The sequence below is a fragment of the Streptomyces netropsis genome, from assembly GCF_014203545.1.
Classification (GTDB): domain Bacteria; phylum Actinomycetota; class Actinomycetes; order Streptomycetales; family Streptomycetaceae; genus Streptomyces; species Streptomyces netropsis.
Window position 1 is genome coordinate 61,401 of the sequence record NZ_JACHJG010000008.1, and the last position, 14,304, is coordinate 75,704.

16 protein-coding genes are annotated in these 14,304 nt (G+C 68.4%); 10 read left to right on the top strand and 6 right to left on the bottom strand.

Going from position 1 to position 14,304, the window contains the following annotated elements; translation table 11 throughout:
* The first annotated feature begins 239 nt into the window (after window positions 1–239).
* Window positions 240–989, top strand: a complete 750-nt coding sequence (locus FHS38_RS19695; RefSeq protein ID WP_229822657.1) for a DUF998 domain-containing protein — start codon at window positions 240–242, stop codon at window positions 987–989.
* Window positions 990–1,135: 146 nt separating this feature from the next.
* Here the strand turns inward: FHS38_RS19695 and FHS38_RS19700 are convergent, their stop codons facing one another.
* Window positions 1,136–1,693 carry a quercetin 2,3-dioxygenase gene (locus FHS38_RS19700; RefSeq protein WP_184735173.1) on the bottom strand — a complete coding sequence of 186 codons (558 nt, stop codon included), beginning with the start codon at window positions 1,691–1,693 and terminating at the stop codon, window positions 1,136–1,138.
* An 82-nt stretch (window positions 1,694–1,775) separates the two neighbouring features.
* Between FHS38_RS19700 and FHS38_RS19705 the strand changes: the two genes are divergently transcribed.
* The 3 genes from FHS38_RS19705 (at window position 1,776) to FHS38_RS19715 (ending at window position 4,275) form a co-directional block, all read left to right on the top strand.
* Complete coding sequence (locus tag FHS38_RS19705; protein WP_184735175.1) at window positions 1,776–2,216, top strand: MarR family winged helix-turn-helix transcriptional regulator; 441 nt, start codon at window positions 1,776–1,778, stop codon at window positions 2,214–2,216.
* Between the two features lie 212 nt (window positions 2,217–2,428).
* Complete coding sequence (locus FHS38_RS19710; protein WP_229822655.1) at window positions 2,429–3,622, top strand: serine hydrolase domain-containing protein; 1,194 nt, start codon at window positions 2,429–2,431, stop codon at window positions 3,620–3,622.
* A gap of 197 nt (window positions 3,623–3,819) precedes the next feature.
* Window positions 3,820–4,275, top strand: coding sequence for an SRPBCC family protein (locus FHS38_RS19715; protein WP_184735177.1), 456 nt, complete (start codon window positions 3,820–3,822; stop codon window positions 4,273–4,275).
* 55 nt (window positions 4,276–4,330) lie between these two features.
* On the opposite strand, the gene FHS38_RS19720 is transcribed toward FHS38_RS19715, so the two are convergent.
* Both FHS38_RS19720 and FHS38_RS19725 read right to left on the bottom strand, forming a co-directional pair.
* Window positions 4,331–4,822 carry a hypothetical protein gene (locus tag FHS38_RS19720; protein ID WP_184735179.1) on the bottom strand — a complete coding sequence of 164 codons (492 nt, stop codon included), beginning with the start codon at window positions 4,820–4,822 and terminating at the stop codon, window positions 4,331–4,333.
* 182 nt (window positions 4,823–5,004) lie between these two features.
* Entirely contained in the window at window positions 5,005–5,562 is a 558-nt protein-coding gene (locus tag FHS38_RS19725) for a hypothetical protein (protein WP_184735181.1), read from the bottom strand.
* A gap of 327 nt (window positions 5,563–5,889) precedes the next feature.
* Between FHS38_RS19725 and FHS38_RS19730 the strand changes: the two genes are divergently transcribed.
* The 3 genes from FHS38_RS19730 to FHS38_RS19740 all read left to right on the top strand — a co-directional run bounded on the left by FHS38_RS19730 (window position 5,890) and on the right by FHS38_RS19740 (window position 7,529).
* Complete coding sequence (locus FHS38_RS19730; protein ID WP_184735183.1) at window positions 5,890–6,309, top strand: YunG family protein; 420 nt, start codon at window positions 5,890–5,892, stop codon at window positions 6,307–6,309.
* Between the two features lie 102 nt (window positions 6,310–6,411).
* Window positions 6,412–6,957: a hypothetical protein gene (locus tag FHS38_RS19735; protein ID WP_184735184.1), complete on the top strand. Its 546-nt coding sequence runs from the start codon at window positions 6,412–6,414 to the stop codon at window positions 6,955–6,957.
* Between the two features lie 257 nt (window positions 6,958–7,214).
* On the top strand, window positions 7,215–7,529 hold the full coding sequence (locus tag FHS38_RS19740; protein WP_184735186.1) for a hypothetical protein: 315 nt from the start codon (window positions 7,215–7,217) through the stop codon (window positions 7,527–7,529).
* A 354-nt stretch (window positions 7,530–7,883) separates the two neighbouring features.
* Here the strand turns inward: FHS38_RS19740 and FHS38_RS19745 are convergent, their stop codons facing one another.
* Entirely contained in the window at window positions 7,884–8,231 is a 348-nt protein-coding gene (locus FHS38_RS19745) for a GvpU-like protein (RefSeq protein ID WP_184735188.1), read from the bottom strand.
* A 175-nt stretch (window positions 8,232–8,406) separates the two neighbouring features.
* Between FHS38_RS19745 and FHS38_RS19750 the strand changes: the two genes are divergently transcribed.
* A complete protein-coding gene (locus FHS38_RS19750) occupies window positions 8,407–8,817 on the top strand; it encodes a hypothetical protein (RefSeq protein WP_184735190.1) in 411 nt (136 codons plus the stop codon).
* A 66-nt stretch (window positions 8,818–8,883) separates the two neighbouring features.
* On the opposite strand, the gene FHS38_RS19755 is transcribed toward FHS38_RS19750, so the two are convergent.
* Complete coding sequence (locus FHS38_RS19755; protein ID WP_184735192.1) at window positions 8,884–9,780, bottom strand: NADP-dependent oxidoreductase; 897 nt, start codon at window positions 9,778–9,780, stop codon at window positions 8,884–8,886.
* A gap of 134 nt (window positions 9,781–9,914) precedes the next feature.
* On the opposite strand from FHS38_RS19755, the gene FHS38_RS19760 reads away from it, so the two are divergent.
* Entirely contained in the window at window positions 9,915–10,316 is a 402-nt protein-coding gene (locus FHS38_RS19760; protein ID WP_184735194.1) for a winged helix-turn-helix transcriptional regulator, read from the top strand.
* A 268-nt stretch (window positions 10,317–10,584) separates the two neighbouring features.
* On the top strand, window positions 10,585–12,975 hold the full coding sequence (locus FHS38_RS19765) for an ATP-binding cassette domain-containing protein (protein ID WP_184735196.1): 2,391 nt from the start codon (window positions 10,585–10,587) through the stop codon (window positions 12,973–12,975).
* Window positions 12,976–13,145: 170 nt separating this feature from the next.
* Here the strand turns inward: FHS38_RS19765 and FHS38_RS19770 are convergent, their stop codons facing one another.
* Entirely contained in the window at window positions 13,146–14,126 is a 981-nt protein-coding gene (locus tag FHS38_RS19770; protein ID WP_184735198.1) for an alpha/beta fold hydrolase, read from the bottom strand.
* Window positions 14,127–14,304 lie beyond the last annotated feature (178 nt).

The window sequence follows — 14,304 nt, forward strand, 5'->3', positions numbered from 1 at the left end:
GATTCGTTGTGAAGAGTGTCCTTGACACTCCTGTAAGGAGTCCCGTCGGCGATTCAGCCACAAACACAGGAAGGGGAGGGAGTCCGTGCTTTCCGCTCAGCTTCTTGAACGTCTTCGTGCTCGGCCGGCTGCTGTCAGCGACCTCGCGTGCAGCCTCACCACCGATTCCGCTCACTTCGCGGCCGCGGGCACAGCCTCTTCGCCGGCAGGCACGCGCAACCCGGCCTCTGAGGAGAACCGTGTATCAAGCCCCTGAGTACGACATGGCGCCGCGCCTGAGCGGGCGCCGGCGCAGGCTGTGGGTCGCGCTGCTGCTGGGTACGGCCACGGTGGCCTACAACGGCTGGCTTCTGGAGTTCCTCCTGCCCACGGGTCTGGACCCCAGGCATTCCTACGTGAGTGAGCTCTACGCAGCCGACCAGCCCTTCCAGGCGCTGTTCAGCGGGATCGAGGTCACCTGCGCGCTGCTCGTGACGGCAGGGGCGCTGCTGGCGCGGAGCACGCTGCCGGGCCGGCTGGCCGGTACCGGCTGCTGGGCACTGATTGCCTTCGCCGCGTTCTCAGTGGCCGACACCATCGTGCCGATGCGCTGCGCGCCGTCGGTGGAACCCTCCTGCGAGGCAGTGAACCCGTGGCACACCACAACCAGCGCACTGGTCCACTTCGCGATCTTCTCTTCCATGGCGCTGCTCAGCGCCGCGGCCAGGGCCGAGCGCCCCGGGATGCCGTTGATCCACCGCTGGGGCCCCTGGATGCTGTCGTGCTCCATGGTGGCCGCGGTGGCCACGGTCGGTCCCCTGTTCGGCGGGCCGGGCTGGCACGGCGTTCCGCAACGGGTGCACCTGACCCTGGTGGGAACATGGTTCGCCCTCCTGGCAGTGGCACTGGTCAGGCTACCGACCCACCACGAGTCGGCTGACAGGACACCGACAGCCGCGCGCATCCCCCGGCCGACGCAAACGGCCTCCACCAACAGCGCCGTCACCTGATCACACGTCACAGCGACACAGACAGGGCCGCGGCACGGCGTGGGCGCCGAGCCGCTCAACCGCACGCGCGAGCCAGGCGAAGCCTGCCCGACACTCAGCGCCTGTACCAGGCATTCCGAGGCACCCAGGCGAGGCGAAACAGTCACTCACCGGGGCCGCCATTGGTGGTCGGGCAGGAAACGCACGTCGTACCGCTCAGGCACCTCCGCAAACTTGTGGGGTTCCGGGACGACGGGCTGGTTCGGCAGGCCAAGCCGCTCCGCAGGCGCGCCGAGGTTTTCGAAGAACCGCTCGAAGGTGCCGCCGGGGCCGGCCGCGACGCCGACGACCTGGCTGTGGTGGCGCTCCATGCGGTAGGCGTGCGGGCAGTTCTTGGGTACGAAGCCGAAGTCGCCGGGGGTGAGGAGCTTCTCCTGCTGGTTGCCCTCGGTGTCCTCGACGAACAGCCGCACGGCGCCCTGGGCGATGTAGAACACCTCGTGGGTGTCGGGGTGCAGGTGGGCCGGGATGAGGTCGCCCTTGGGGCCTTCGACGGTGAAGAAGTTGAAGGTGTTCTCGGTCTGCTCGCCGCCGGCGTAGATGGTGATCAGGTCGCCGAACAGGTGGGCGCGGTCTCCTTCGCCCTTCTCGATGAAGTAGGGCTTGCCCGGCTCGGAGGGTATGTGCGAGGCCCGCCGGTAGCGGGTGGCGTACTCGATGGTCATGGTGCTCCTTGGGTCCGCCTGAAGAATGTCAGGTAGCCTGACATGTAAGAGTGCTGACAGGCAAGCCGACCGTGAGGGATCCATGCAGTCCACCCGCCGCAACCTCCCCCAGCTGTTCACTGACGCCCGGCGTTGGTTCGAAGAAGGGCTGCTGGCATCCCTGGAGGCAGCCGGAGCCACACCGGTCTCCCCGACACAGGCGCAGCTTTTCGCCGTACTGGACGATCACGGCACCACCGTGTCCGAGCTCGCCCGGCGTATGGGCGTCACCCGGCAGACCGCGCACCAGGCCGTGCACGGCCTCGTCGCCGCCGGATTTCTCGAGCAGGTTCCCGACCCCGCCTCCGCCCGGCAGCGGCTGATCCGGCGCACCGTGGAAGGGGAACGCGCGCACCGCCAGGCCGGCGCCATCCTCGAACGGCTGGAAGATCAGCTCGCCGAGCGGATCAGCCGAGAGGCGGTCGACGCCTTGCGGGCGGCACTGGAGACGCCGTGGGGCCAGCCCCCTCCCCCGAACTCATGAGGCCGCCACCACGAAGGGGCCGAAAACAGACACCAAGCATGTTCCAGCCGTTCCACCAGGCGTTCGGTCAGGGCGCGGGAGTTCTGGGGCGCACGCACCGTTCACGGGTGCGCCGGGCGGCTGCGATACAGGCGTGTCGATTCGCGAGTATCGCGCCGGAGCGCGTCTTCTGCCGGGAAACATGGCTTTCCCCGGTGAAAGGGAAGGTCATCATGGTGATGCTCACTGTACGGACCAGACTCGCCGCGGTGGTCGTGGCAGCCACGATGGCGGCAGCGATCGGGCTGACGGCGCCCGCAAAGGCGGACGGTGCGCCCGCCGCTCCGGCCACAGGTCACGGACTGACCCAGGCCGCCCTGGACTCCGCCGTCAAGGGCGGCGTTCCCGGGGCGTTCGGACAGGCCCATGACACGCACGGCACCTGGTACGGATCCAGCGGGGTCTCCGACCTCACCACACGGCGCCCGCCCCTGCCCCCGGACCGCTTCCGGGCCGGCAGCATCTCCAAGACACTCATCGCCACCGTCGTCCTCCAGCTGGAAGCCGAGGGCAGGCTCAGCATCGACGACACCGTGGAGAAGTGGCTGCCGGGCGTGGTCCGCGGCCACGGCCACGACGGGAGCAAGATCACCCTCCGTAGGCTCCTCAACCACACCAGCGGCGTCTACGACTACACCGAGGACCCCGGCCTGCACTTGCTCGGAACGGACTTCCTGGCCCACCGCTACGACACCTGGACCCCCGAGCAGCTGGTAGCCCTCGCCATGAAGCACCGGCCGAACTTCGAGCCGGGAGCCGGCTGGAGCTACAGCACCACGGCCTTCACCCTCGCCGCGATGGTCATCGAGCGGGCCACAGGACACACCTATGCCTCCGAGGCCAAGCGGCGGATCTTCACACCACTCGGACTGCACGCGAGCACCCTCCCCGGCACCTACCCCAGGATCCCGGCGCCCAGCGGACGGATGTACACCGTCTTCTCCAACGACCCGGAACACCGGGTGCACGACATCACCGAGTTCAACCCTTCCTGGGCCTGGTCCGCGGGCGAGCTCATCTCCAGCACCTCCGACCTCAACCGCTTCTTCACCGCGCTCCTGGGCGGGAAGCTGCTCCCCCGGGCCCAGCTCAAGGAGATGACCACCACGGTCCCGTCACCGAATTTCCCTTGGGGGCAAGAAGCCGGCCTGGGCATCTTCCGCCTCACCCTGCCCTGCGGCACGGAACTCTGGGGTCACACAGGATTTCTGCCCGGCTCACAGAGCATCGCCTACACCACGCGGGACGGACAGCACGGTCTGGTGTACAACTTCAACACCGACTGGGCGGGCGAGACGGACGCCGCCGCGTACGTATTCCTCGCGGAATACTGCGGCACGACCCCACCACTGACAACGCACCCCTGAAGGCCGTCATCTGTTCACGGCGGGGGGACCGGATGCCAGGGCGGCCCTGTTGTTCCACCACCCGACATGAGCCGCCCAGCTCGCCGGGACTTTCACCGCGATGATGCTCATGGCTCAGCAGGCCGGGAATCGCCAACGGATCTAGGCTGGAGACGCTTGGGCGACGAAGCCCGGTTCACCTCGATGCCGGAGGTCCCATGGCGGTACGGCACCAATTGATCGAGCGGAGCCCGGAGGCGGTCTGGGCTGTCCTTGCCGATGGTTCCCGCTACGGCGAATGGGTCGTCGGAACCGCCAGGTCAGCCCCCGCTCAGGGCACCTGGCCTGAGCTCGGCTCCGCCATCGAATACACCATCCGGCTCGGCCCGTGGACAGCCTCCGGCCACACTTACGTACGCCGCTGCGAACCGCCTCACACACTCGAACTCGAAGTGGACAGCGGCCCGCTGGGAACCGCCAGGATCGCCATCCAGATCCAGCCGTGGGACCGTCACAGCCTCCTCATCATGGACGAACATCCCCTGCGCGGAACAGGCGCGCGACTTCACAACACCGCTCTCGACGCCGTAGTGCAACTGCGCCACCGCCGCATGCTCGGCAACCTGGCCGGCGTGGTGGAGCACTCCCCCAGGCAACCCGGCGAAGCGGCCTGAGCAGCAGCGAACCTACCCGGCCGGACTCGGCATCCGTTGGCCTCAAAGAGGCGGCCTAACTGTTCAGTTCCTCCGGGGCGGACAGCAGTGCGTCCAAGGCCGTGCGGACCCCGGCGATTCGGTGTTTCCACTCCTCGCTTCGCAAAGTGGCCGTGTCCCACTCGACAACCGGCTCGGTGCCACTCACGCAGTAGCCGTAGACCTGACGGGCCACCTCGTCGGTGAGGAGCTCGTCGTAGTGGAACGACCCCTCGGACGCCGCCCAGGCCACAGCCCAAGTGCCCTCACAGACCCGCCGGAGGGCCGCTCGCGTGTACGCGCGCAAGTCGAGCGAGGTGTCATCGAAGTCGAGGTCATACGACACCAGACCGAGTCGCTCGATGGCCTCCGGCAGATCCGTCAACGGAAACGGCAGCTCGGCGTCGGGAACGAGCCCGGCGAGGCGGAATGACTCTTCCGGGAGCGGTGTGTTGCCGGCGCCGACGACGAATACATTCACCGAGGCCGGACCACGCCAGCAGAGAAACTCCTGTACCTCGCCCGACATCCCTATCTCTCTCCGTACGTTCATGACCATCTCGGACGTAGGTGTCGCGACTCCATCCGGGGCCGCTCCAGAGCCTGCCTTGCGACGCGGTATCAGACGCTGCGGGCGCCACCGGCCTGATCCGAAGGAGCGCCCCAGGCGGGTGCTGGACCGGCGGCCGTCACCGAACCCCGCGAGAGTGGCTACCCGACCCGCGCCCTACGCCACTCCACTTCGTCAGCGGTCACCGGGGCCTGGATGCTGTACACGTCACCGACCCGCAGATCGTCCGGTGTGCTGTACTCGCCGTGGGTGCCGATGACGGAGACTGCCACCTGGGAATCGGGCTGCCAGAACGTCCGGTAGTACGGTGCGTTCGCCGGGTCCGGGATCTCCAGCAGGGGGATGCCGCGGTGCTCCAGCAGGCGCTGCAGCTTCGCGAACCGCAGTCTGGGGGTGAATCGCCCGTACCGGACGCGAAGCGTGTCGTTGGTAAGCGCGAGAGTACGGCCCCGGTGGGCGAGTCTGTGCACCTGCAAGGTGAAGTGGTGACCCGACCAGGGGTGGTCGGCGGACGCGCGGTCCCAGAAGAACTCGGCCAGGCCGTAGTCACGGCACATAGTGCAGTCGCCGAAGACGTTCCCGCCGAAGTTCGACCCCAGGACCTCGGTGACGCGGTCGGGAGAGTCCGTCGGGCGCAAGCCGAGCACGGTGCCGGTGGTGACGACGTCCACGTAGAACGCCAGGGAGTACGGGGTCAACTGCTGTTCCTCGATGATGCGGTTCCGTCGAATGCGGTGTACGAGGGCTTGCCCACGGAGGGGCGTACACCCCCTGGGCCCGCCTGAGCACCTTCAGTGCCTGCCGCGAGGCCTGGGACTCGATGCCCTGGTGCCAGCGGTCCCGGTCGGCCCGGCGTGAACTCCACTCCGGCTCGATGCCACCGTCCCCGCTCCCGACGACTCCAGGATCGGCTCCCCTGCGTCGCCAGCTTGCTCGCGTCATGTCGGCTCATCGCGGCCGGCGAACGGCCACTTCCCGGAGGCGACTCGGCGGCGATTGTCAGTGGCCCCGGCAAGGATGCTGCCATGACAACTTTGCTACTTGCCGACATCGAGCACGCCGTCCGCAACAGTTGGAGCGCCGACACGTGCACCCCGGAATTCCGGTCGCGCTGGAGCCCGGACAACCCGGCCCGGGACCAGTGCGGTGTGACCGCCATGGTCCTCAACGACCTTCTGGGCGGTGACCTGATCCGCGGAGAAGTCCATGTCAACGGCAAGCGTACGGACTACCACTGGTGGAACCGCTTGGGCATGGGAGTTGAGATCGACCTCACCCGAGAGCAGTTCGGGACCGAAGAGATCGTCACCGGGGGCATCGTCATCCTCCGTCCGCCGGTGACCGAGTGGCGTCGGCTCCGTGAGGAGTACGAGCTTCTCCGCGACCGTGTCGCGGAGAAGCTCGACCGGCGACGGACGGCGGGGGCTGCGGCCGCTGCTCTGTAGCCGGTGTCCCGGGAAACCCTCCCCCTCCTCCCCCATTCGGCGGAGGGGGGACGGGCCCTCAGGCCGAGGTGCGGCGGTGCCCCCGTGACGATCATGGATCACATGCTGAGAGTAAACGCACTGCCTGGTGTGCCGCGCTGGGCCGCCCTCGCCGCCTACGCCGTACCGCTGGTCACTCTGCCGTCGGGCTTGTGGCGGATCGCCCTGGTCGCCGGGCTCCCGGTAGCCGGAGAGCCCGTCCGGACCGGCTGGGGTGTGGTGTACGTCCTCTCGCTGACCGTCGTCTCCGAGGTGCTTGCCCTGCTGACACTCAGCCTGGTGCAGCGGTGGGGCGAGGTCGTGCCGCGCTGGATTCCGCTGCTCGGCGGCCGTACAGTGCGCCCACTCGCCGCCGCGATCCCGGCACTGCTGGGTGCGGTCGCGCTGTTCGGCCTGTGCGGCTGGGTCGGTTACCTGCAGTCTTCGAACCTGGCGGCGGGCAGCATCACCGACTCGGCGGCCCAGGAGGCGCTCCTCGTTGCCTGTTACGCCCCTCTGCTCGCCTGGGCACCGCTTTTGGCGGTGGCAGCCATCGCGTACTACCGGCGTAGGACGACCGTCCTCCCGTACAGGCACGAGAGCCCGCCTGCCCTTGAGTGCTCCGGTTGACGAAGCCTGTCATATGAAGTGCTCCGTCACACCACAACGGCGAAAAAGCGGGGCCGATCGGTGGGCCGGCGCGAAGCGGGTAGCCGGAGCACCGGGCAGGGAAAGCTCGCAGCTTGGAGCATGATTCTGGTCCTGGGCCGGGGACGAGGCAGCCCGATCCGACGGGGCAACGCATACCGTTCGGCTGAGTTTCGTTCGGCGGGGAACGTCGTTGTCCGTATCGACAGCCCATTTTCTCGTCACCTCAAGGAGCCGTAATGCGTCTGTTCCGCGTCGGAGTCGCCACCCTCGGGGGGCTTGCGCTCTCCGCTTCACTGGCCACCACCTCGGCGGTTGCCGCAGGTGGCCATTTCATCTGGGAGGGACCCAAGGGAAAGATCTACTCGGTCCAGAACCCCCCGGACCACAAGTGCCTCGACATGGGACAAGGGGCCCGGGCTCCTCACAACGAGACCAAGAAGGCGCTTGTCGTGTACTCGAGCAAGAAGTGCAAGGGCGCGGCGACGCGCCTGGCGCCGGGTCAGCACGCGGCGCGGAACCTGGCGTTCTCCAGCGTGATCTTCAACCCGTAACGCTTCCGTTCGCGTTTCCTCACGCGTGACCGTTCCGCGGACGGGGTCCTTCCCGAGTAGCCCAAAAGCCGCCACGGGATGACGCGGCATCCCCCGGACAGTGAGGGGATGGGCGGTGACATCATCCTTCCTCTCCCGGTCGATGACCGGGAGAGGAAGGGCCGTCGGGCACAGGCGTTCCTGCGGGCACAGAAGCCGACTCGGGGATGGCGACATCGAGCTGGACCGGCATCCGGGAACGGACGAGTGCACCATCGGGCGTGAGAACGTCGCCAGGGTGCGGGGCCCGCTCGACCGGTTAGGCCAGGTGGCCGATCAAGGCCGGTCTGGACGAGGCGGCCCGCCTGCTGCGGGTCAGCGCACACTCCATGCGCTCACCCCGGACAGCGGCACCCGGAAGAACTCGCCCAGTGCGGTGGGAAGGCTGCTGGCGCCGGAGATCAGCTGGCAGCCCTGCAAGTGGAGGAATTCCGGCGGATACGCCAGGGGCTCCGCCGCCTCCCGTACGAAGTCCTCGGCGAAGCGTTCGTCGGGCAGAGTGGCATCGCCGAGCCGGTCGGCGATCTGCGTCGCCCAGTGCCGGTGCGCCGCGAGGCGACCAGTGATCACCACTCCCTCCGCCACGATCGTGATGCGCGGACCACCGCCTTCCATCTCGGTACGGTTGATCAAATCGATGAGTAGTTCGTCTCGTATGGCCATGCCCGAAACTCTATTGATCACCGCGATGGGGCAGACATGAAGGGCGACGGGGCGGACTCGGCCCTGAAAACGACCGGCTACGCGCTGACACGATGCCGGCATGCCGCCCCGTCCGTCTGCGGATGAATGAACTACGGCTGTTTGCGGGCCTTCGACGTTGAAGGAGATGCGGCGCGTGGCGCGCGGCCCGGTGATCGTTCTGACCTGCGATCCGGATCTGGTGCGGGATTTCTGGCTGTACGCGTACGCGCCGCTGGTCCTGGACACCGAGGCCAGGCGCTACCCCGCTCTGAGCGACATCACCGATGCTCTGGGCGGACGGGCGACGGTGGAGCGCGTCGCGATCCCTGCCGACTGCCCCGACGGCTTCAACGAGGCGTATTACGCGCGTCCTGAACGACTGCTGGACCCCGGTGCGCGCCAAGCGTGTTCGGCCTGGAGCTTCGTGGAACCAGTCGTGCAGGAGCAGTACATCGACCGGCTCCGCCACGACCTCGACACCGGGCTCTGGGACGAACGCTACGGAGCCCTCCGGCAGCAGCCCAGTCTGCACGGATCCCTCGTCCTCGTCCGTGCCGTCCCCTGATACTGCCTGCTACCGGCCCACCCCGCCGGGTGTCTCAGCTGCCCTTCCCAGGCCGAGGCGGCACACCTACGGCACCAGGACGATGCGCCCCCGTACGCCACCCTCCGCCAGCCGTGCGTGCGCCTTGGCCGCCTCCGCCAGCGGGTGCGTCTCGGCGACGCGCAAGGTCAGCGCGCCCTCGTCGACGAGCGCGGACAGAGTGGCGAGGCGCGCCCCGTCCGGGCTCACCTCGACGGCCGCGGTGCGGACGGACCTTACGGACGCAGGCTGCGCACCGGGGATCACGCCCGCGTAGGATCCGCCGTCGCGTACAAGGGCGAGTGCCGCCTCTCCGAGCACCGCCGCGTCCAGCACGCCGTCGAACCCCGAGGGTGCCGCCGGCCCCGAGCGCGGCACGAAATGATCCGCGCCGAGAGAACGTACGAGTTCCTCGTCGTCCGCGCCCGCGAGGGCCGTGACGATCAGGCCCTGCTGGTGGGCGAGTTGAATCGCGAAGCCGCCGACCGCGCCGGCCGCGCCCGTGATCAGCAGTGTCTGCCCCGGCGAGAGGGCGAGCAGATCAAGGCCCTGTGCGGCGGTGAGCGCGTTGAGCGGCAGCGTCGCGGCGTGGACGGCGTCGACGGACCTCGGCGCCGCCGCCACCGCGGTCGCATCGAGTACGGCATGGTCGGCATGGGTGCCGAGCTCCTTGTGGGGCCCGTAGGCGAGCCCCACGACCTCGTCGCCCACGGCGAAACCAGCTCCCGGGCCGACCGCGTCGACGGTCCCGGCGACATCCCAGCCGAGACCGAGCGGACGCCCCTCACCGCCGAACACACCAGCCCGCACCGCCCCGTCGACAGGGTTGAGCGTGGCCGCCGCCACCCTGATCCTCACCTGGCCGACGCCCGGCTCGGGAAGTGCGGTCTCGATGATCTCGACCTGCTCGGGACCGCCGAAGGACGTGACTACCGCAGCGCGCATGGAACTGCCTCTCTTTTCAAGGGAGTCTGAGGGGAAGGACTTCACTTCCCTTCCCGCTGGAACAAACCTAGAGGCTGCTACTCTCTTTTGGTAAGTACGCACCTCGGAGTGCGTAGGGGACCTGGAGGTGAGCCATGGCAACCAGAACCGCGGCCCAGCAACGCAACGAGGCACGTGAGGCGTACGACGCCTTCATGAAGGAGTGCCCGACCAACCAACTGCTCGCCCGCATCAGCGACAAGTGGGTCAGTCTGATCGTCAGCGCACTGGGCGAGCAGAGCCCCATGCGCTACAGCGACCTCGGTCGCAAGATCCCGGGCGTCAGCCAGAAGATGCTCACCCAGACCCTGCGCTCCCTGGAACGGGACGGCCTCGTGGCGCGCACGGTGACGGCGTCCGTGCCGGTGCGCGTGGACTACGAGCTCACGGCCCTGGGGCGGAATCTGTGCTGCCTGCTGACCGCTGTGAAGGAGTGGGCAGAGAAGCACTTCGACGAAGTCGACGAGGCTCGCACCCGGTACGACGAGACGGCCTGAACGCATCCGCTCTCCAGCCGGTCCGGAGGCCCTCGCATACAGCCCCGAAGCGGCCTGGACGTTTGGTCCTTGGGCCGAGCGCAACCCCGGTCGGCGTCAGCCGGACGGGCATCGCACCACTCCGGCCGGCACCGCCGATCAGGTGGACAACAGACCGTTGCCACGCCGACGAAGGAGAAGCAGACGTAACTGTTCGAAGCTGGTTAGATCGAGCCAGGCGACGTCGACGGAGAGCGCGTGGGCGGCCCCGCTAACAGATGGAGGCACGATGAGTAGGGCCAAGAGGACAGACACGCAGTCGCCTGCGTTGCATGGTGCCGACAGCCACGATCTGATCCGCGTCCACGGCGCGCGCGTGAACAATCTCAAGGACGTCAGCGTCGAGATCCCGAAGCGCCGGCTGACGGTGTTCACCGGGATCTCCGGCTCGGGCAAGAGCTCGCTGGTGTTCGACACGATCGCCGCGGAGTCGCAGCGGCTGATCAACGAGACGTACAGCGCCTTCGTGCAGGGCTTCATGCCGACGCTGGCGCGGCCGGAAGTCGACGTACTCGAAGGGCTGACGACCGCGATCATCGTCGGCCAGCAGCGGATGGGCGCCGACCCCCGCTCCACGGTCGGCACCGTCACCGATGCCAACGCGATGCTGCGCATCCTTTTCAGCCGGCTCGGCAAACCGCACATCGGCCCGCCCGGCGCGTACGCCTTCAACGTCCCCTCGGTCCGGGCGAGCGGTGCGATCACCGTGGAGCGCGGTGCCAAGAAGGCGGTGAAGGCGACCTTCAACCGCACCGGCGGCATGTGTCCGCGCTGCGAAGGCCGGGGCGCGGTCTCCGACATCGACCTCACCCAGCTCTACGACGACTCCAAGTCGCTGGCCGAGGGCGCGTTCACCATCCCCGGCTGGAAGTCGGACAGCTTCTGGACCGTGCGCGTCTACGCCGAGTCGGGCCTTCTCGACCCGAACAAGCCGATCCGCAAGTACACCAAGAAGGAGATGCAGGACTTCCTCTACCGGGAGCCGACCAAGGTGAAGGTCGAGGGGGTGAACCTCACCTACGAGGGGCTGATCCCCAAGATCCAGAAGTCGTTCCTGTCCAAGGACAAGGAGGCGCTGCAGCCGCACATCCGGGCGTTCGTGGATCGGGCGGTCACCTTCGCCACCTGCCCCGAGTGCGACGGCACCCGGCTCAGCGAGGGGGCCCGGTCGTCGAAGATCAAGCGGATCAGCATCGCCGACGCCTGCGCGATGCAGATCAGCGACCTGGCCGCATGGGTTCGGGGCCTCGACGAGCCGTCGGTGGCACCGCTGCTCACCGCGCTGCAGCACACCCTCGACTCGTTCGAGGAGATCGGTCTTGGCTACCTCTCGCTGAACCGGTCGTCGGGCACGCTCTCGGGCGGCGAGGCGCAGCGCGTCAAAATGATCCGCCACCTCGGCTCCCCGCTCACCGACGTCACCTACGTCTTCGACGAGCCGACCGCCGGTCTCCACCCTCATGACATCGAGCGGATGAACGACCTGCTGCTGCGGTTGCGGGACAAGGGCAACACGGTACTCGTCGTGGAGCACAAGCCGGAGACGATCGCGATCGCCGACCATGTCGTCGACCTCGGCCCCGGAGCCGGTACCGGGGGCGGCACGGTCTGCTTCGAGGGCACCGTCGAGGGGCTGCGGTCCGGTGGCACCGTCACCGGCCGCCATTTCGACGACCGGGCCGCCCTGAAGGAGACGGTGCGGACGTCTACCGGCACGCTGGAGATCCGCGGCGCGACGGCGAACAACCTGCGCAAGGTCGACGTCGACATTCCGCTCGGGGTGCTTGCCGTCGTCACCGGCGTCGCCGGCTCCGGCAAAAGCTCGCTCGTGCACGGGTCGATCCCCGCAGGGGCGGGTGTGGTGTCGGTCGACCAGGGCGCGATCCGCGGCTCGCGACGGAGCAACCCGGCGACGTACACCGGACTGCTCGACCCGATCCGCAAGGCGTTCGCGAAGGCCAACGGCGTGAAGCCGGCGCTGTTCAGCGCCAACTCCGAGGGTGCCTGCCCCACCTGCAACGGCGCGGGCGTCATCTACACCGACCTGGCGATGATGGCCGGCGTCGCCAGTACCTGCGAGGAGTGCGAGGGCAAGCGGTACCTGGCATCGGTGCTCGAATACCATCTCGGCGGCCGCGACATCAGTGAGGTGCTCGCGATGTCGGTGACCGAGGCCGAGGAGTTCTTCGGCGCCGGCGAGGCGCACACGCCGGCCGCGCAGCGCGTCCTCGGCCGGCTCGCCGACGTCGGGCTCGGCTACCTCAGCCTCGGCCAGCCGCTCACCACGCTGTCCGGCGGCGAGCGGCAGCGGCTCAAGCTGGCCACCCACATGGCCGAGAAGGGCGGCATCTACGTCCTCGACGAGCCGACCACCGGCCTCCACCTCGCCGACGTCGCGCAGCTGCTCGGCCTGCTCGACCGGCTGGTCGACTCGGGCAAGTCGGTCATCGTGATCGAGCACCACCAGGCGGTCATGGCACACGCCGACTGGATCATCGACCTCGGCCCGGGCGCCGGCCACGACGGCGGCCGGATCGTCTTCGAGGGCACACCCGCCGACCTCGTCGCCGCCCGCTCCACCCTCACCGGCGAGCACCTCTCGGCCTACGTCGGCACCTGACCGAGGCCCTCGCGGACAGCGTGGGACAAGCTCTCCGTCTGTAGCGACCTCGGGCTCCAGCCGTAGTCATCACGGAAGAGCGACCACAGCCAAGGGGCGCTCAGTCACACGAACGGTGACTGAGCGCCTCACGGCTGCTCCCGGACTCCGCTCCCGGCTGCCAGGAGGCCTCAAAGGGGGAGGGAGGCGAGCCAGTCGGTCAGGAGTCGGTTGATCTCGTGAGGGCGTTCCTGCTGGATCCAGTGGCCGCAGCCGTCGAGGACGTGGGCGGAGACCAGGCCGGGCAGCGTGGTGGGGTATGCCTTGATCGCGTCGGCCATCCAGGTCGTGGAGACGTCCAGGCTGCCGCCGATGAACAGGGAGGGCTGGACAATGGGTGCGCCGTCGAAGTCGGCGAGGTCTTCCCAGTCCCGGTCCATGTTCCGGTAGCGGTTGAGTGGCCCGCTCATGCCGGCCCGCTCGAACTCCCCGGCGTAGACGTCCAGGTCGTTCTCACTGAGCCACGCGGGCCGCCGGCCGGCGGGGAATCGGTCGCGCAGCGTCCCGCCTCGGCTGACGAAGTGCGTGCTGGGTCCGCCTGGTGCGGGCATGGTGTCGGCGGACAGGGCGGCGTAGAAACCCGCGAGCCAGCCGCGCACGTCGGGCTCGATCTCGGCCTCAGCCCGGCCGGGCTGCTGGAAGTAGGAGACGTAGAACTCTTCGTCCCCGGCCATCTGCGCGAAGATCCGGCTGGGCCTGGGTCCGCCGCGCGGGGCGTAGGGCACGCTGAGCAGTCCCACTGCGCGGAAGACATCCGGCCTGGACAGAGCGGAGTTGGCGGCGATGGCCGCCCCCCAGTCGTGGCCGACGACGACTGCTGACTGTTCGCCCAAGGCGTGCACCACCGCGGCGTTGTCCTCCACCAGCTCCAGCATCCGGTACGCGTCCAGGTCACCGGGCTTGGAGGAACGGCCGTAGCCGCGGACATCGATGGCGACCGCGCGGTACCCGGCCGCGGCCAGCACCGGCAGTTGGTGGCGCCAGGAGTACCACGACTCCGGGAAGCCGTGCACGAGCAACACCAGCGGCCCGGTGCCCTGCTCCACCACGTGGATCCGGCCTGCCGGAGAGGGGACCAGCCGGTGAGTGAGGGCCGTGGCCTGCTGCGACATGGGTCCTCCAGGACTCTCGGTCTGCCATGCGTCACGATCAGTGACCCGATCATGCGGGGAACGGCGCGGGCGCATCGAATCTTGTTGCCGTTTCAGCAAATGGCTCTGGGCAGCCCTCGTACATCGCGCGTTCCGATTTCCTCGCCCGTGTCCGGGCCACGACGCCCGGGCGGTGCCT

Coding starts and splice junctions, on each gene's coding strand:
- FHS38_RS19700 (WP_184735173.1), bottom strand. CDS start 1,693: ATGACCATCGAGTACGCCACCCGCTACCGGCGGGCCTCGCACATACCC.
- FHS38_RS19705 (WP_184735175.1), top strand. CDS start 1,776: ATGCAGTCCACCCGCCGCAACCTCCCCCAGCTGTTCACTGACGCCCGG.
- FHS38_RS19710 (WP_229822655.1), top strand. CDS start 2,429: ATGGTGATGCTCACTGTACGGACCAGACTCGCCGCGGTGGTCGTGGCA.
- FHS38_RS19715 (WP_184735177.1), top strand. CDS start 3,820: ATGGCGGTACGGCACCAATTGATCGAGCGGAGCCCGGAGGCGGTCTGG.
- FHS38_RS19720 (WP_184735179.1), bottom strand. CDS start 4,822: ATGTCGGGCGAGGTACAGGAGTTTCTCTGCTGGCGTGGTCCGGCCTCG.
- FHS38_RS19730 (WP_184735183.1), top strand. CDS start 5,890: ATGACAACTTTGCTACTTGCCGACATCGAGCACGCCGTCCGCAACAGT.
- FHS38_RS19735 (WP_184735184.1), top strand. CDS start 6,412: ATGCTGAGAGTAAACGCACTGCCTGGTGTGCCGCGCTGGGCCGCCCTC.
- FHS38_RS19740 (WP_184735186.1), top strand. CDS start 7,215: ATGCGTCTGTTCCGCGTCGGAGTCGCCACCCTCGGGGGGCTTGCGCTC.
- FHS38_RS19745 (WP_184735188.1), bottom strand. CDS start 8,231: ATGGCCATACGAGACGAACTACTCATCGATTTGATCAACCGTACCGAG.
- FHS38_RS19755 (WP_184735192.1), bottom strand. CDS start 9,780: ATGCGCGCTGCGGTAGTCACGTCCTTCGGCGGTCCCGAGCAGGTCGAG.
- FHS38_RS19760 (WP_184735194.1), top strand. CDS start 9,915: ATGGCAACCAGAACCGCGGCCCAGCAACGCAACGAGGCACGTGAGGCG.
- FHS38_RS19765 (WP_184735196.1), top strand. CDS start 10,585: ATGAGTAGGGCCAAGAGGACAGACACGCAGTCGCCTGCGTTGCATGGT.
- FHS38_RS19770 (WP_184735198.1), bottom strand. CDS start 14,126: ATGTCGCAGCAGGCCACGGCCCTCACTCACCGGCTGGTCCCCTCTCCG.